The following is a 17,141-nucleotide window of genomic DNA, read 5'->3' on the forward strand; positions in this document are numbered from 1 at the left end:
CTTGCGCGAGGCAGGTTTCGGCGTGGTGAGGGTGAAAGCGGCGCAAGCGGACGCTGCTCGCTGCTGCGGTTCCTTCCGTGACAGGAGCGTTTGCGGCTTGGCAAGGCCGGGAGCGGCGCAGGCAGCTCACGGGTGCGGCTCCTCTCGCGCACGGCGGGCTTCGGAGTGGCGCGGGCGAAAGCGGCGCGGGGGGGAGCCGCTCATGGCCACGGTTCCTTCCGCGCGGGGAACGCTTTCGGTCTGGGGAGGCCGGGAGCGGCGGAGGCGGATCTGGTGCGGCAGATCGAACACGAGACAGGCTTCAGCGTGGTGAGGGCGAAACCAGCGGGGCGGAAGCCGCTCGTGGCCGCAGTTCCTCCCGCGCGAGGAGCGCTCTCGGCCTGGCGACGTCGGGAGCGGCGCAGGCAGTTCACGGGCACAGCTCCTTCCGCGCGAACGGGATCTCGGAGCGACGACCATGAGATGCGGTGTCCTCGCCCGGAGGAGATCCGGCTTGGCTGCACCTGCCACAGGTGGCCAGATCGGGCGCCTCCCCCGCCTCCTCGTCGCATGCCCGGCCTCCGGAGCGAGCACGGCGAACCTGACGGAGGATCACGGTGAGCCGCAGGCAGTCTGAACAGCTCATGGGCGCAGCTCCTTCAGCACCAGGCGGGCCGCGGTGGCCAGCGGGCCCTTGGCGTTGCGCGGGAAGTGGCCGCGTTCCAGCGTTTCGGCGAGGCCCGGCTCTGGGCGCATCTGGGTCAGCAGGGGGACGCCGATCACCTCGGCCATCTCGGCGGCTTGGAGGTTGCCGGGGGACGGGCCGCGCACCACCAGGCGGATGTTGCGGCCCTGGGTCAGGAGGTGGGAGGCCACGCGGGTCGCTGCCGCGGTCGCACGCACCTCGGCCGGCACGACCAGGACCGTCAGGTCCGTGCGGTCCAGGGCGGCGGAGGCGGCGGCGGTGGGGTGGCGCGGGAGGTCGCACACGACGGTGCAGCCGGTGCGGCGGCCCGCGTCGAGCACTGCGGCCACGGCTGCCGGTTCGGGGTCCGGCCCCGTGCGGTCGCACGAGAGGACGCTGAGGCTGCCGGACGCTGGCAGGGCCGCGCGGAGGGCGGACATCGGGACCCGGCCGCCGCTGCAGTGCACGCCCGGCCAGCGGGCGCCCTCGTCGGACTCGGTGCCCAGGGCCAGGTCTATGCCGCCGCCCAGCGGGTCGCAGTCGACGAGCATCGCCTCGCCGCCGGTCGCCACGGCCTCGCGGCCGCAGGCGATGGCCAGGATCGAGGCGCCCGATCCGCCGCGGCCGCCGACGAAGGACACCACCCGGCCGCGGTCGGACGGCGGGCCTTCGCCCACGTCGGTGAGAGCGCTCACCAGGGTGCCGCCGTCGGCGGGGAGTTCCAGGACGGCGTCGGCTCCCAGTGCCACGGCGGGTGCCCAGGGCGGGTCGCCTCCGTGGACCACCAGCACGCCTGAGCGGCGCGGGAAGTTCGCGTCCAGGCAGGCGGAGACCGCGGCCGGGTCCAGCAGGACCAGGGGCGCGCTGTGCCATTGCGAGCGCAGGGAGGTCACGTCGGGTGCGCAGGAGAGCGGGCAGTCGGCGGCCGCGGCCATGCGGAGGACTTCGTCGAGAAGGTCCTGGTCCGAGAGCAGGGCGGTGGGGTGGGTCATGTGGTCCACCGTGGTTGGTCGTGATGAACGACACAACGGGTGAAGATCCAGATGTGGACAAAACGCCGGGTGTGGACAAGTCGCGATCTTGGACGGCCTGGGACGCCGGAAGTGTCGGTGCCTTGTGCGACGCTGAGGGGTTGGGCGTCGAAACCCTCGGGAAGGGCGGCAGAGGTCCAGTCGCGGCCACCGGGAAACGGGCCGTGGATATGGGACGACCCCCGCCAGGGGGGAGGGACGGGGGTCGTCAATGGTTCAGTCCCGGGGGGTCGGACTGAACCCGTCCGTCGAACCGGACTCTCCTACTGTATCCCCATGCGCCAGTGCTGCGCGCAACTTCGGCAACAGCTGCATGCCAAGTTTCGGTAACCGTGTCCCACAACGGTTTCGTACACGACCGAAATGCCGCCCGAACGGCCTACTGACGAGTACACCTAAGCTGAGGTACATGACTCGGATCGCCGCCTTCTTCGACCTCGACAAGACCGTGATCGCGAAGTCGAGCACGCTGGCGTTCAGCCGTCCCTTCTTCCAGGAGGGGTTGATCAACCGCCGCGCGGTGCTGAAGAGCGCATATGCACAGTTCGTGTTCATGCTCGCCGGCGCGGACGCGGATCAGATGGACCGCATGCGCGCGCACATCACGGCATTGGCCGCGGGGTGGGACGTCGAGCAGATCCGCAGCATCGTCAGCGAGACGTTGCACGACATCGTCGACCCGCTGGTTTACAAAGAAGCGACGCGGTTGATCGCTGACCACAAAGCGGAGGGTCACGACGTCGTCATCGTGAGTGCATCCGGCGAAGAACTGGTCGCGCCCATTGCACAGATGATCGGCGCGGACTACAGCGTCGGAACCAAGATGGTGGTGCTGGACGGCCGCTACACCGGCGACGTCGACTTCTACTGCGCGGCCGACAACAAGGCCATCGCCATCAAGCAGCTCGCGGTCGAGCACGGCTACGACCTCTCCAAGAGCTACGCCTACTCGGACTCGGTCACCGACCTGCCCATGCTCGAGGTCGTCGGCCACCCCACGGTCGTGAACCCGGACCGGGGCCTGCGCCGCACCGCCGCGCAGAAGGACTGGCCGGTGCTGCAGTTCTCGGACCCGGTGAGCCTGCGTTCCCGCATCCCGACCCCCTCGGGCAAGGCCGTCGCGGTCACGGCCATCAGCCTCGGCGCGGTCGCCGCGGCCGGTGCCGCCTGGTACGGCCTGCGACGCAAGCGCAGCCGGGACTGACGTCAAGCATCAAAGGCCAAGAGGAAGCCTTCGTGACCGGTACCGGCGAGTAGCGGCAACGCCGTGCACACGTGGTGTCCGCGTGAGTGCACGCCGCCGCCCTGTCAGCGGTACCCGAACATGGACAAAACCTCACAAACGCTGAAACCGCAGTGCTTTCACTACTGAACGTGGCTTGAACGGTGCACCCTTCCGAGCCCTTGCTGTGACCGCCCACACGCACTTAAATGGGTGGTGCGGACCTCGGGTCGGCCAGGGACCTGGCGAAGAGAAGCCGGACTCCACCCCGACAGGGCTCCGTGCGCGGACTTCGAGTACCCACGCGCAGCACGCCGCGGGAGGCTTGTCGTCTAGGGCCTGCGTACCGGGACGCCGGACGCCGAGGCCAGGGTTGTACGACACGAGTTGCACGCTTGGTAACTCGCAAGCCCGCGCTGTCGACGGGGCACCCTTTCGAGGGTGCCCCGTCTGCTTGTGCGGTCAAAAAGTGCCGCCGAACGGCAGAATGTCCGCCCGTTGACCCATCACGCAGTCGTGAGTAACTTGCGAAATGCGCCAGTTATCTGTGGGAACATCACCGGGAGGCTCGGACACGTGCGGAAGATTGCCGCGTTGACGCTGGTCACAGCTATGGTCGCCCTCACGCCGGTGGCGAGAGCGGACGCCTCTGTGACGACGCTGCGCGGGATGTCGCTTGAAGAGAAGGTCGGCCAGCTCTTCGTCACGTACGTCAACGGCCAGGCCGCCGACGTCCCGCACCCCAAGAACCGGACGGACTTCGGAGTCGACTCGCCCGCGGAGATGGTGCGCAAGTACCAGCCGGGCGGGGTCATCTACTTCAACAACTCGAGCCGCGACAACATCGACACCCCGAAGCAGATCGCGCAGCTCTCCAACGGCCTGCAGAAGGCCAGCAAGATTCCCCTGCTCATCTCGATCGACCAGGAGATGGGCCAGGTCACCCGCATCGGCCCGCCTGCCACGCAGCTGCCGGGCAACATGGCCCTCGGCGCCGGCCGCAGCACGCAGGACGCGGAAGAGGCCGCCCGCATCACCGCCCAGGAGCTCCGGGCGATGGGCATCAACCAGAACTTCGCGCCGGACGCGGACGTCAACTCCAACCCGGCGAACCCGATCATCGGCGTGCGCAGCTTCTCCAGCGACCCGAAGCTCGCGGCCGACATGACGAAGGCCCAGGTCACCGGCTACGAGGGCCGCCACTGGTTCGACCCGGACTCGGTCACCTCGACGGCCAAGCACTTCCCCGGCCACGGCGACACGTCCGAGGACAGCCACACCAGCCTGCCGGTCTCGAACCGCAGTCTCGACCAGTGGCGCCAGATCGACTCGCCGCCGTTCCAGGCCGCCATCGCAGGCAAGATCGACTCGATCATGACCGCGCACATCCAGGTCCCGCAGATCGACCCGTCCGGCAACCCGGCCACGCTCTCACCGAAGATCATCACCGGTCTGCTGCGCGAGGAGCTGAAGTACGACGGCGTGGTCGTCACCGACTCGCTGGAGATGGCGGGCGTCCGCAAGCTCCACTCCGACGCCGAGATCCCGGTGCTGGCCATCAAGGCGGGCGTCGACCAGCTCCTGATGCCGCCGAACCTGGGTCTGGCCGTCGAAAGCGTCCTCAAGGCCGTCCGCAGCGGCGAGATCTCCGAGCAGCGCATCGACCAGAGCGTCCTGCGCATCCTCAAGATGAAGCTCCTGCGCGGCGTCATGCTGAACGCCGAGGTCGACGTGAACAAGGTCGACCAGATCGTCGGTTCCAACACCCAGGCCGCCCAGCGCATCGCCGACCGCACCATCACCGCCGTCCGCAACGACGGCCAGGCGATCCCGCTCAACGCCACCGCTCCCCTGGTCGTCGGCACCAGCGACGCCCCGGCCACCGCACTCGCGACCAGGCTCAAGGCCACGAAGGTCGTCACGGCGACGAGTCCCACGCCGGGGCAGACCCAGCAGGCGCTGGTAGCGGCGGCCAACGCGGACAAGATCGTCGTGCTGACCAACGGCCTGAGCACCAGGCCCACCCAGCTCGACCTGCTCAACCAGCTGGTCGCCACGGGCAAGCCGGTCATCGCGGTCGCCACCGGCGTCCCCTACGACGTCGCGCACAGCAACGCCAAGACGTGGCTCGCCACCTACTCGACCACGACGGTCTCCATGGAGGCGCTGGCCAAGACCCTGCTCGGCGAGACCAAGCCGCAGGGCAAACTGCCGGTCGACGTGCCGGGCCCGACGCCCTACCCGTTCGGCCACGGGGTGACCTGGTGAGGCGACGACAGTTCCTCACCGCAAGCGCACTGTCCGTCCCGCTCATCACCACTGGAACCGCCGAAGCGGCCCCGAAGCTCGCCACCGGAGCGGAACAGCTCGCACAAGACGGCTGGCGCAAGCTCAAGGGCCGCAAGGTCGGTGTGCTCACCAACCCGACCGGCATCCTCAAGGACCAGACCCACATCGTCGACTCGATGGTCGCCCACGGCGCCAAACCGACCGCGGTCTTCGGCCCGGAACACGGGTTCCGCGGCACGGCCCAGGCAGGCGGCTCCGAGGGCGACTACCAAGATCCGCGCACCGGCATCCCGGTGTACGACGCGTACGGCGCCAACACCACCAAGCTCCAAGCCATGTTCACCAAGGCGGGCATCGACACGGTCGTCTTCGACATCGCCGACGTGGGCGCGCGCTTCTACACCTACATCTGGTCGATGTACACGGCGATGCAGGCCGCACCGAACCTGGACTTCATCGTCCTCGACCGCCCGAACCCCATCGGCGGCAAGGCGAACGGCCCGCAGCTCGACCCCGCCTACGCCACCGGCGTAGGCCTGAAGCCGATCGTCCAGCAACACGGCATGACCGTCGGCGAACTGGCCCGCTTCTACGTGGGCGAGTTCGACCTCACCACCAGGCTTGACGTCGTCAACGTCAAGGGCTGGCGCAGGAACCGGCTCGACACCGGCCTGCCTTGGGTGCCACCGAGCCCGAACATGCCCACCCAGGACACCGCGCTGGTCTACCCCGGCACGTGCCTGTTCGAGGGCACGGTGCTGTCGGAGGGCCGCGGCACCACCCGCCCGTTCGAGACGGTCGGCGCACCCGGCATCGACTGGCGCTGGGCCGAGTCCCTCAACGCGCTGAACCTGAAGGGCGTGCGGTTCCGCGAGACCTACTTCGCGCCCACGTTCAACAAGTTCCAGGGCAAGACCTGCGGCGGTGTCACCCTGCACGTCACCGATCCGCACGAGTTCGACGCGATCAAGGCAGCCGTCGCCATGCTGATCACCGCGAAGTCGTTGTACCCCAGCGTGTTCGCGTGGCGGCCCGACAACTGGATCGACAAGCTGAGCGGCTCCGACCGGCTCCGCAAGATGATCGACGCCCGGGCTCCGCTGAACGAGATCATCGGTGCGTGGCGACAAGAGCTGCAGCAGTTCCGCCGCACCCGCCTGCCCTACCTGCGCTACCGGTGAGGACGCCATGCTCATCCCCGCGCTGGCCGTCGCAGTCGTGACGGCCGCGATCCCCGGCCACTTCGACCAGCCCCAGGACGGTTTCGCGAAGCCCTGGACGACCCTGCGCCAGTCCAACCCGTACTGGGCGAACCTCGATCCCGAGCCGATCAACACGGCCCTGCGCCAGGTCCGCGGCTTCACCAGACCCCAGGCCAACGGCAAACCGCTGTTCGCCGGCGCCGTCACGATGTACGTGCACGACGGCAAGATCGTCACGCACGACCGCACCGGCTACGCCGTCCTCTACCAGGACCAGCAAACCCAGCTGCCGGAGGAAGACCGCGTCCCGATGCAGAAGGACACGATCTTCGACCTCGCCTCGATCTCCAAGCTCTTCACGTCGATCGCGGTGATCCAGCAGGCCGAGCAGGGCCGGGTGGACATCGACGAGAAGGTCGCCCACTACCTGCCTGAGTTCGGCGTGAACGGCAAGGAGAACATCACCGTCAAGCAGCTCCTCACACACACGAGCGGCCTCGAACCGTTCATCGCGTTGTGGAAGCTGTATCCGGACGTGCCGTCACGCATCAAAGCCGTGATGGACGTGAAGCCGAAGTCCACGCCCGGCACCACGTACGTCTACTCCGACCTGAACCTGATCACGCTCGGCGAACTGGTGCACAAGGTCAGCGGGAAGAAGCTCGACCAGGCGGTGCGGGACGGCATCACCAGGCCGCTCGGGATGAAGGACACCGGCTACAACCCGAAGGCCAGGAACCGCACTGCCGCAACGGAGTTCCAGTCCGCACCACCACGCGGCATGGTCCGCGGTGAGGTGCACGACGAGAACGCGTGGTCTCTCGGAGGAGTCGCCGGCCACGCGGGCGTCTTCGGCACGGCCAGGGATCTCGCCGTTCTCGGCCAGACGATCCTCAACGGCGGCACCTACCAGGGCCGCAGGATCCTGACCGAGCACTCCGTCGAGCTGATGCTCACGAACTTCAACCAGCAGTTCCCCGACAACGCCCACGGGCTCGGCTTCGAGCTGAATCAGCGCTGGTACATGGGCGCGCTGAGCGGTCCGGGAACGGCGGGCCACACCGGCTACACCGGCACGTCGTTCGTGATCGACAAGGCTTCCCGGTCGATCGCGATCCTGTTGAGCAACCGCGTGCACCCGAGCCGTGACTGGGGCAGCGTGAACCCGGCGCGCCGGGTCGTCGCCGACGGCCTGGCCAACGCACTCGCGGTCAGGTCGCACGGAAAGCAGTGGCGCGCAACGACTTCCGGCGGAGCGCTCACCGCGGAACGTCCGGTGGAGGTCTTCGTCGACGTGGACAAGGGTGACAAGCTGACCATCCAGCACTGGGACGGCGCGCAGTGGCAGGACGTCCGCACGATCACCACCACTGAACGCCGATGGGTGGCCACAGAGCAGAAGAAGTCCCGATTCGTCTACACGAAGGCCGGCCAGTACAACGGCCGTGGCGTCTACGTCCACGCCCGTGGCGACGTCACGGCTGACGGCTGGTCACTGGCACGCCGTTAGGACCTCGGCGAACAACGGAAGCGCCCGTGGAAACGCGGGCGCTCCAAAGCTCACCACGATCCCTGTGCGGTCGTCGTCGCTCAGCTCGTGCCGGAACCACGAGAGAGGACTGACTTCAATCCCGCGTTCACGCGCCGTCCGCACGATGGCGGTTTCGTGTGGAGTGTCGAGCACCGCGTGCATCCCTGCCGCGATGCCGGTGACCTCCGCGTACGGCGAGACTGCTTCCACGAGCCGGTCACGGCGCCGCTGGTACTTCAACCGCATACGCCGCACATGGCTGTCGTACGCGCCCGACGACAAGAAGTCCGCCAACGTCAGCTGGTCGAGCATGCTGATGTACTGCTCACGGTCGGTCTTCAAGGCCAGGATCGGGTCGACGAACCGATCCGGCAGCACCATCCACGCGATCCGCAACGCCGGCGACAACGCCTTGCTGGACGTGCCCAGATAGGCGACGTGCTCCGGATCCAGGCCCTGCACCGCCCCGACAGGCTGCCGGTCGTAGCGGAACTCACCGTCGTAGTCGTCCTCCAGCACAAGCCCATTCACGCGCCGTGCCCACTCCACCGCCGACGCGCGCCGCCGTGGATGCAGAGGACCGCCCAACGGGAACTGGTGCGCCGGCGTCAACACGCACGCACGACGGTCATCGGGCAGCTGCTCCGTGTTCGCGCCGTGGTCGTCGACGGGCAGCGGCACGGTGGACTTCCACAACGACCGGTGAAAGCCCAGCCCGTACTCCTCGACGACGACCGGCGGCTTCAGCAGCAGGTTGAACATCCGGATGGCGTGCGCGAAGCCCGAGCACACCACGATCCGCTCGGGATCGGCCCGCACGCCACGGGCCCGCGCGAGGTACTCGGCCAGCGCCGTCCGCAGCTCGATCCGCCCCTGCGGATCACCCGGCCCGAACGCCTCCGAGGGCGCCGCCGTCAACGCCCGCCGCGTCGAGCGGATCCACTCCGTCCGCGGGAACTCGGTGATGTCCGGAGTGGAGACCGTCAGGTCGAACCGCACGTCCGAGTCGGCAACCCGGCGAGTGACCGGTGGCGGCGGCGCGACCCGTTGCGCGACCACGGTTCCGGATCCCTGACGCGCGGTCAGCCACCCCTCCGCGACGAGCTCCGCGTACGCCTCCGCGACGGTGTTCCGCGCGATCCCGAGGTCGGCGGCCAACGACCGCGAGGCAGGAAGACGGGTCCCCGGCGGCAGGCGCGCTGAACGGACCGCTTCCCGCAGCGACGCCGTCAACCGCTGCCGCAGGCCACCCGGACCGGACAGGTCGAGGTGGAAGTCAAGATTGGCCCATGATTCCACGACCGAATTGCACCATGCTGAGGGCCAATCCGCGCCATAGGTTTGCAGGCATGACGAACCGAATCGACCTCGCCAAGAAGGCCCCGAAGGTCTACCGCGCCATGATCGCCCTCGACGCCGCGGCCCGCGAGGGTCTCGACGAGCAGCTGGCCGAGCTGGTCCGGATCCGGGCCTCCCAGCTGAACCACTGCGCCTACTGTCTGAACATGCACACGGTCGACGCCCGAAAGGGTGGTGAGACCGAGGCACGCATCTACCTGCTCAACGCGTGGCAGGAGGCAGGCGACCTCTACACCGAGAAGGAGCAGGCCGCGCTCCAGCTGACCGAGGCCATCACCGTCCTGAGCAGCCACGAGTACGTCAGCGACGAGGTCTACGAGCGGGCAGCGAAGCACTTCGACGAGGAGGAGCTGGCCCAGCTCATCGCGCTGATCTTCACCATCAACTCGTGGAACCGGATCGCCGTCTCCACCAGGAAGGTCCCCGACGTTCGGTGACATACGGCCCCAGATTCGCTCTCACGGGGTGACTTTCGGACACAGTTGGGGTGAGTTGACCGCACACTCCGTTGACCCTCGAAGTTGCGGTTAGTAAGTTTCCCACGTGTCCACTGAAAACAGTGCCGAGTCGAGTCCACTGGTGAAGATCCGGTCGTTGCTGCCGGGTCTCGCGCGTGCCGAGCAGCGCGTCGCCAAGGTGGTCCTGGAGAACCCGGGAACGGTCGCACACCGCAGCATCACCGAGGTCGCCGAGCAGGCAGGCACGAGCGAGACCACGGTGACGCGGTTCTGCAAGGCCATCGGCGTCGGCGGGTATCCGGAGCTGCGCATCGCGCTCGCCGCCGACACCGCCCGCAGCGCCGCCCGTGCCAACCACGACATGGGCGGCGACATCGGGCCGGGAGACGACCTGAAGCAGGTCGTCGGCAAGGTCGCGTTCGCAGACGCCCGCGCCGTCGAGGAGACCGCCGAGCAGCTCGACATCGAGTCGCTCGACAAGGTCGTCCAGGCCGTCGCCGGCGCCCGCCGGGTCGACGTCTACGGCTTCGGCGCGAGCGCTTTCGTGGCGTTCGACCTGCAGCAGAAGCTGCACCGCATCGGTCTCACCTGCTTCGCCTGGAACGACACGCACATCGCGCTGACGTCGGCCGCGGTGCTGACCGGGGCGGACGTCGCCGTCGGCATCTCGCACACCGGTTCGACCGTGGAGACCGTCGAGGCCCTCCGCGTCGCCCGCGAGACCGGCGCCACCACCGTCGCGCTGACGAACTTCCCGCGCTCGCCCATCACCGAGGTCGCCGACCACGTGCTGACCACGGCCGCGCGCGAGACCACGTTCCGCTCCGGCGCGATGGCGAGCCGCATCGCCCAGCTCACCGTGATCGACTGCCTGTTCATCGGGGTCGCCCAGCACCACGTCGACACGGCGAAGACGGCGCTGGAGGCGACCTACGAAGCCGTGTCGGGCCACCGGCTCGGCGCGAGACCAGACGGCCGCCGGCGGCCGCGGGAGACGACTAAATGATCTCCCCCCGGAACGGTGTGGTGGTGCGCGTGGAATCTCCGACCGAGCAGCGGAACCCGCGCACGACCGACATCGACCGGGTCCCCACGATCGACGTGCTGCGGATGATCAACGACGAGGACCGCACGGTCCCGTCCGCCGTCGCAGAGGCACTGCCGGAGCTGGCCCGCGCGGTCGACCTCGGCGTCACCGCGATCATGTCGGGCGGCCGCGTCCACTACGTCGGCGCCGGTACGTCCGGCCGGCTCGCGACGCTGGACGCCGCCGAGCTGGTGCCGACGTTCAACGCCCCCGCCGACTGGTTCGTCGCCCACCACGCGGGCGGCTCCGAGGCCCTCGTCCGCGCGGTCGAGGAGGTCGAAGACCACTCCGGCGCGGCGCAGATCCGACGTTCGGCCACCGCGAAGGACGTGGTCGTCGGCGTGACGGCGTCCGGGCGCACGCCGTTCGTGATCGGCGCGCTGCAGGAGGCGCAAGCGCTTGGCGCCCACACGGTGCTCGTCTCGAACAACGCGTCGGTGCCGTTCTCGCCGGACGTCCTGGTCGCGCTGAACACCGGCCCTGAGGTCATCGCCGGCTCGACCAGGATGAAGGCTGGATCGGCGCAGAAGCTGGTGCTGACGTCGTTCTCGACCGCCGTGATGATCAAACTCGGCCGCACCTACTCCAACCTGATGATCAGCATGCGGGCGACCAACGCGAAGCTGCGCGGCCGGACGATCCGGATCCTGCACGAGGCCACCGGGCTGTCCGAGACCGTCTGCGAGCAGGCGCTGACGGAAGCGTCCGGCGACCTCAAGGTGGCGCTCGTGCACCTGCTGTCCGGCGTGCCGACCGAACGTGCGGCCGCCGCCCTGGAGGACACGAAGGGCCACGTCCGCAACGCGCTGGACCGGCTAGCCGGGTAGGACGGGTCGCCACGGGATCGGCGTCGACAGCACCATCGCGCTCGACGTCTCCCCGTGGCTCGCGAGCCGGACCAGCAGCCGCTCCAGCTCCATGATCGACGTGGTGACCACCTTCACCACCGAGCAGATGTCACCGGTCAGCCGCACGACCTCGACCACCTCCGGAAGGTCGTCGAGCAGCTCCGGGTGGACCGTGATGCACCGCGGGCCGTAGCACTTCATGCGCACCAACGCGACGACCGGACGCCCGACGACGGTGGGGTCGACGACGGCGCGATAGCCGGTGATGGCGCCCATGTTCTCCAGGCGGCGGACGCGTTGGGCGACCGTTGGCGGTGAGACGTGGACCCGGCGTGCGAGCTCGTTGTACGACAGGCGCGCATCCTCTTGGAGGGCCTCCAACAGGGCCTTGTCAACGTCATCCAGCATGAACGCAAAGCTACTCCGCGATCTGTTTTGCATTTGAAAGAAGTTCGGGGCGAACATCTTTCGTCGTCCATTCAGGTGAGAGCCGCCAGGAAGGAGGATTGAAGGCATGAGCTGCCCCGTATCCCCCAAGCTGGATTTCGGCGGCACCACGCCGTACGAGGACTACGTGCACGCGTCGGTGCTGCACACCCTTCAACAGCAGTGGTCCAAAGATCCGCGTGAGATGTCGTTCCTGGTCATCACGCAGGTGATGGAGCTGTACTTCGGCCTGCTCTGCTTCGAGTGGCGGCAGGCCCAGACCGAGCTCCGCGCGGACGACCTGCGCGCTGCCGTCCGCACGCTCAGGCGTTCCGACCTGCATCTTCAGGCCTTGTCGGCGGCGTGGCGGCCGATCGCGCGCATGACGCCGACCGAGTTCAACTCGTTCCGCGACGCGCTCGGCGAGGGCTCCGGCTTCCAGTCGGGCATGTACCGCGAGATGGAGTTCCTGCTCGGCGAGAAGTCCGCGTCGATGCTCGTGCCGCACCGGGCGGTTCCGGCGATGCACGCGCAGCTGGAGGAGTCGCTCTCCAAGCCGTCGCTCTACGACGACGTGCTCGCGGCGCTCAAGCGCCGGGGCTTCGACATCCCGCAGAGCGTCCTCGACCGCGACCTCACCAAGGCCTACGAGGCGTCGCCCGAGGTCGAGCAGGTGTGGGCGGAGATCTACCGCGGCGACGACCGCGACCTGCTGGAGCTCGGTGAGGCGCTCACCGACATCGCCGAGGAGTTCGCGCGCTGGCGTTACGACCACCTGCTCGCGACCCGGCGGTCGATGGGCTCGAAGGTCGGCACCGGCGGTTCCGCTGGTGTTGCATGGCTGGAGAAGCGCACCCAACGAGCGGTGTTCCCCGAGTTGTGGACGGCGAGGAGCTACGTGTGAGGCGCGAGCTGTTCGACATTCCCGAAGGCGTCGTCTACCTCGACGGCAACTCCCTCGGCGCACCACCGAAGCACGTCGCCGAGCGGATGCAGGAGGTGATCAGGCACCAGTGGGGCACGCGGCTGATCAGGTCGTGGTCCGAGGGCTGGTGGGAGGCGCCGCAACGGATCGGCGACCGCATCGGCCGGCTGATCGGGGCCGCCGAAGGGCAGGTCGTCGTCGGTGACTCGACGTCGGTCAACGTCTTCAAGGCGTTGATGGGCGCGGTGAAGGGCACCGGCCGCACCGAGATCGTGTGCGACGAGTCCACGTTCCCAACCGACGGCTACATCGCGCAGTCGGTGGCAACGCTGGCAGGACTGAAGATCAGGGCGGCCCATCCGTCCTCTTTGGACCTCACGGACGAGACCGCCGTGGTGCTGATCAACCACGTCGACTACCGGACCGGCGCGCTGAACGACATGAAGGCGCTCACCGAGCAGGCTCATGACGCCGGAGCGCAGGTGGTCTGGGACCTCTGCCACAGCGCGGGAGTGCTGCCGATCGAGCTCGACGCGCTCGGTGTGGACTACGCCGTCGGCTGCACCTACAAGTTCCTCAACGGCGGCCCCGGTTCCCCCGCCTTCATCTACGTGCCGAAGCACAAGCAGGCCGGGTTCGAGAACCCGCTCTCCGGGTGGAACGGCCACCGCGAGCCGTTCGCGATGGAGCCGAGCTACGAGCCGGACCCCGGCATCGTGCGGGCGCGGGTCGGCACGCCGGACATCCTGTCGATGCTGGCCCTGGACGCCGCGCTGGACGTGTGGGACGACGTCGACCTCGCCGAGCTGCGGCAGCGCGGCCTGGCGCTGACCGCGTCGTTCCGCGAGCACGTCGAGAAGCTGACCGGGCTCGAAGTGATCACGCCGGAGGTCCGCGGCAACCAGATCTCGGTGCGCTGCCCGGACGCCAAGGCCGTGATGGACGAGCTGATCGCGCGCGGAGTCATCGGCGACCACCGGCCGCCGGACGTCCTGCGGTTCGGGTTCGCGCCGCTCTACGTGACCGACGACGACGTGATCAGGGCCGCCGAGGTCCTGGCCGAAGTCATTTCCGGGTTCACCCGGTGAGCGCGGCGTCCGCGATGCTCTTCGCCTCGCGGGCGCCCGCCTCCAGGGCCGAGCACACGAACAGGATCCACTGAGCGAGGCCTTCCAGCGTCCCGGACGCGAACGCCACGGACGCGGCCTCGTACTCGGCCGATCGGCGCAGGCACGCCACCTCCGGCACGCCGAGGCCCTTCGGGTCGAGGCCGGTGGAGATCGACGTCAGCCTGGCGGCGGCACGCGCCACCACGCCGTTGGCCACGTCGAACGGTGCCAGCCCGAGCAGTTCGCCGTGCACCACCGCGACGAGCACCGGTGCCGGCACGGACGTTCCACCGGTGACCAGTGACGCGAGCAGGTCGAGCCGCGACGACACGTCCCCGGACACGCGCGGGCGGCCGACCTCGGAGGTGAGGTCCGCCGCGGCCAGGACGTGCAGGCGCGCGAGGGCCTGCAACGGCGCGCGCTGCCACGTGCCGACGAGACCACCCAGTGCTTCGGCGATCCGCAAAGACCCTGCCAGCACGGGATCCGAGACCTCGCCGGACGACGGGATCTCGGTCGGCCCGCCCTCCAGCGCCGCCGACGCACGGGCCGCGCGGACGGACGCCTCGGCCGCGGTCGTGGCCCAGCCGCGCAAGTTCACCCGATGGCGGTGCACCTGGAAGGCGGCGTCCTTCGCGGCGTTCGCCGCATCGGCCACACCAGGCAAGGAAAGCAGCGGAGCAAGCGGATCGGTCACGGTCGCGCAGAGTACCTGACCAGGTGAAACGCGTGATCCAGCTCACTGGACAGACCGTTGAGCGCGCAACTTCGCCCGTTCAACGCGCCACACGTGCCTAGACCAGACAAAACGGGTTACACAATGACAGCCGTGTAACCAACCTCCCAAGATTGGTCTGAACCTTTTGAGGGAGGAGCCTGTTGGAAGTGAACTGGCTCGCACTACGGTCAGTACCCGCATCCCCAACCGGTCTGGATTTTCCAGGAGGTCTCGCACCATGACGCAGTCGCCAGGCCAGGGCCAAGCTCTGGACAACCTGCTGACGGAGAGCAGGACGTTCCCGCCCTCCGACGAGTTCGCGGCACAGGCGAACGCGAAGCCCGAGCTGTACGAGGAGGCGAAGGCCGACCGCGAGGCGTTCTGGGCGAAGCAGGCGGAGCGGCTGCACTGGGACACCAAGTGGACGCAGGTGCTCGACTGGTCGAACGCGCCCTTCGCCAAGTGGTTCGTCGGCGGCAAGCTCAACGTCGCCTACAACTGCGTCGACCGGCACGTCGAGTCCGGCCACGGCGACCAGGTCGCGATCCACTGGGAGGGCGAGCCCGGCGACTCCCGCGCCATCACCTACGGCGAGCTGCAGCGCGAGGTCTCCAAGGCCGCCAACGCGTTGGCCTCGCTGGGAATCGGCGCCGAGGACCGCGTCGCGATCTACATGCCGATGGTTCCCGAGGCGATCTTCGCGATGCTCGCCTGCGCCCGTCTCGGCGCGATGCACAGCGTCGTGTTCGGCGGTTTCTCCGCCGAGGCGCTGCGCACCCGCATCGAGGACTCCTCGTGCAAGCTCGTCATCACGACCGACGGCCAGTACCGCCGCGGCAACCCGGCGCCGCTGAAGCCCGCCGTGGACGAGGCCGTCGCCGGCGCGCCGTCCGTGGAGAAGGTGCTCGTCGTCAAGCGCACGAACACCGAGGTCGCGTGGACCGACAAGGACGTGTGGTGGCACGAGCTGGTGGACGCGCAGTCCGACCAGCACACCCCCGAGGCGTTCGACTCGGAGCACCCGCTCTTCATCCTCTACACCTCGGGCACCACGGGTAAGCCGAAGGGCATCCTTCACACGTCCGGCGGCTACCTCACGCAGGCGTCGTACACCCACCACAACGTGTTCGACCTCAAGCCGGACACCGACGTCTACTGGTGCACCGCGGACATCGGCTGGGTCACCGGCCACAGCTACATCGTCTACGGCCCGCTGTCCAACCGCGTGACGCAGGTCGTCTACGAAGGCACGCCGAACACCCCGCACGAGGGCCGCCACTGGGAGATCGTGCAGAAGTACGGCGTCTCGATCTACTACACCGCGCCGACGCTGATCCGCACCTTCATGAAGTGGGGCGCGGACATCCCGGCCAAGTACGACCTCAGCTCGCTGCGGGTGCTGGGTTCGGTCGGCGAGCCGATCAACCCCGAGGCGTGGATCTGGTACCGCGAGAACGTCGGTGGCGGCAAGACCCCGATCGTCGACACGTGGTGGCAGACCGAGACCGGCGCGATCATGATCTCGCCGCTGCCCGGTGTCGTGTCGACCAAGCCCGGTTCGGCGCAGCGCCCGCTGCCCGGCATCGGCGCGAAGGTCGTCAACGACGAGGGCGTCGAGGTCCCGCACGGCGGCGGTGGCTACCTGGTGCTGGACGAGCCGTGGCCGTCGATGCTGCGCGGCATCTGGGGCGACGAGGAGCGCTACCGCGACACGTACTGGTCGCGCTTCGCCGAGCAGGGCTTCTACTTCGCCGGTGACGGTGCCAAGTACGACGACGACGGCGACATCTGGCTGCTCGGCCGCGTCGACGACGTGATGAACGTGTCAGGTCACCGCATCTCCACCACCGAGGTCGAGTCGGCGCTGGTCTCGCACCCGACCGTGGCCGAGGCGGCTGTGGTCGGCGCGTCCGACGCGACCACCGGCCAGGGCATCGTGGCGTTCGTGATCCTTCGCGGTGGCGCGGGTTCCGACGCCGGTGGCGCCGAGGCGATCAAGGCGCTGCGCGACCACGTGGCCAAGGAGATCGGCCCGATCGCGAAGCCGCGTCAGATCATGGTCGTGCCGGAGCTGCCGAAGACGCGGTCCGGCAAGATCATGAGGCGTCTTCTCCGGGATGTTGCCGAGAACCGCGCCGTCGGTGACGTGACGACGCTGGCCGACTCGTCGGTGATGGACCTGATCTCCGCCGGGCTGCAGTCGGGCAAGTCCGAAGACTGATCTGGGAAAACATGACGGGCGCCCTCTGCGGAGGGCGCCCGTTCCCGTTAA

At 68.5% G+C, this 17,141-nt stretch carries 14 protein-coding genes; 10 read left to right on the plus strand and 4 right to left on the minus strand.

Annotation, left to right across the window (positions count from 1 at the left end):
- Window positions 1–621: 621 nt before the first annotated feature.
- Window positions 622–1,656 carry a septum site-determining protein Ssd gene (ssd, locus tag C8D87_RS39390; RefSeq protein ID WP_112231385.1) on the minus strand — a complete coding sequence of 345 codons (1,035 nt, stop codon included), beginning with the start codon at window positions 1,654–1,656 and terminating at the stop codon, window positions 622–624.
- Window positions 1,657–2,104: 448 nt separating this feature from the next.
- Between ssd and C8D87_RS39395 the strand changes: the two genes are divergently transcribed.
- The 4 genes from C8D87_RS39395 to C8D87_RS39410 all read left to right on the plus strand — a co-directional run bounded on the left by C8D87_RS39395 (window position 2,105) and on the right by C8D87_RS39410 (window position 7,918).
- Window positions 2,105–2,899 (plus strand): HAD-IB family hydrolase, encoded by a 795-nt coding sequence (locus tag C8D87_RS39395; RefSeq protein WP_112231186.1) that lies wholly within the window; start codon window positions 2,105–2,107, stop codon window positions 2,897–2,899.
- Window positions 2,900–3,529: 630 nt separating this feature from the next.
- A complete protein-coding gene (locus tag C8D87_RS39400; protein WP_112231188.1) occupies window positions 3,530–5,185 on the plus strand; it encodes a glycoside hydrolase family 3 protein in 1,656 nt (551 codons plus the stop codon).
- Complete coding sequence (locus tag C8D87_RS39405; RefSeq protein WP_112231190.1) at window positions 5,182–6,387, plus strand: exo-beta-N-acetylmuramidase NamZ family protein; 1,206 nt, start codon at window positions 5,182–5,184, stop codon at window positions 6,385–6,387. The genes C8D87_RS39400 and C8D87_RS39405 overlap by 4 nt, the downstream gene beginning before the upstream one ends.
- A 7-nt stretch (window positions 6,388–6,394) precedes the next feature.
- Window positions 6,395–7,918 carry a serine hydrolase domain-containing protein gene (locus tag C8D87_RS39410; protein WP_112231192.1) on the plus strand — a complete coding sequence of 508 codons (1,524 nt, stop codon included), beginning with the start codon at window positions 6,395–6,397 and terminating at the stop codon, window positions 7,916–7,918.
- Here C8D87_RS39410 and pdxR read toward each other — a convergent pair.
- Window positions 7,901–9,238, minus strand: coding sequence for a MocR-like pyridoxine biosynthesis transcription factor PdxR (gene pdxR / locus C8D87_RS39415; protein ID WP_112231194.1), 1,338 nt, complete (start codon window positions 9,236–9,238; stop codon window positions 7,901–7,903). The two genes, C8D87_RS39410 and pdxR, sit on opposite strands and share 18 nt — an antisense overlap.
- Before the next feature lie 50 nt (window positions 9,239–9,288).
- Here pdxR and C8D87_RS39420 point away from each other — a divergent pair, with 50 nt between their 5' ends.
- From C8D87_RS39420 to C8D87_RS39430, 3 genes are all read left to right on the plus strand, one after another.
- Window positions 9,289–9,735 (plus strand): carboxymuconolactone decarboxylase family protein, encoded by a 447-nt coding sequence (locus C8D87_RS39420; RefSeq protein WP_112231196.1) that lies wholly within the window; start codon window positions 9,289–9,291, stop codon window positions 9,733–9,735.
- A 106-nt stretch (window positions 9,736–9,841) separates the two neighbouring features.
- Window positions 9,842–10,762, plus strand: coding sequence for a MurR/RpiR family transcriptional regulator (locus C8D87_RS39425; RefSeq protein ID WP_233442500.1), 921 nt, complete (start codon window positions 9,842–9,844; stop codon window positions 10,760–10,762).
- Window positions 10,759–11,670: an N-acetylmuramic acid 6-phosphate etherase gene (locus tag C8D87_RS39430; protein WP_112231198.1), complete on the plus strand. Its 912-nt coding sequence runs from the start codon at window positions 10,759–10,761 to the stop codon at window positions 11,668–11,670. The genes C8D87_RS39425 and C8D87_RS39430 overlap by 4 nt, the downstream gene beginning before the upstream one ends.
- On the opposite strand, the gene C8D87_RS39435 is transcribed toward C8D87_RS39430, so the two are convergent.
- Entirely contained in the window at window positions 11,659–12,099 is a 441-nt protein-coding gene (locus C8D87_RS39435; RefSeq protein ID WP_233439153.1) for an Lrp/AsnC family transcriptional regulator, read from the minus strand. The genes C8D87_RS39430 and C8D87_RS39435 overlap by 12 nt on opposite strands.
- Window positions 12,100–12,205: 106 nt before the next feature.
- Between C8D87_RS39435 and C8D87_RS39440 the strand changes: the two genes are divergently transcribed.
- Both C8D87_RS39440 and kynU read left to right on the plus strand, forming a co-directional pair.
- Window positions 12,206–13,021 carry a tryptophan 2,3-dioxygenase gene (locus tag C8D87_RS39440; RefSeq protein ID WP_112231200.1) on the plus strand — a complete coding sequence of 272 codons (816 nt, stop codon included), beginning with the start codon at window positions 12,206–12,208 and terminating at the stop codon, window positions 13,019–13,021.
- Window positions 13,018–14,130, plus strand: coding sequence for a kynureninase (gene kynU, locus C8D87_RS39445; RefSeq protein WP_233442501.1), 1,113 nt, complete (start codon window positions 13,018–13,020; stop codon window positions 14,128–14,130). The genes C8D87_RS39440 and kynU overlap by 4 nt, the downstream gene beginning before the upstream one ends.
- Here the strand turns inward: kynU and C8D87_RS39450 are convergent.
- Window positions 14,120–14,848 carry an oxidoreductase gene (locus tag C8D87_RS39450; protein ID WP_112231204.1) on the minus strand — a complete coding sequence of 243 codons (729 nt, stop codon included), beginning with the start codon at window positions 14,846–14,848 and terminating at the stop codon, window positions 14,120–14,122. The genes kynU and C8D87_RS39450 overlap by 11 nt on opposite strands.
- Before the next feature lie 259 nt (window positions 14,849–15,107).
- Between C8D87_RS39450 and acs the strand changes: the two genes are divergently transcribed.
- The gene (acs, locus tag C8D87_RS39455; RefSeq protein WP_109631005.1) at window positions 15,108–17,090 is read left to right on the plus strand and encodes an acetate--CoA ligase; all 1,983 of its coding nucleotides are present in this window, start codon (window positions 15,108–15,110) and stop codon (window positions 17,088–17,090) included.
- Window positions 17,091–17,141 lie beyond the last annotated feature (51 nt).

Origin of the sequence: Lentzea atacamensis (assembly GCF_003269295.1) — a bacterium.
Lineage (GTDB): Bacteria > Actinomycetota > Actinomycetes > Mycobacteriales > Pseudonocardiaceae > Lentzea > Lentzea atacamensis.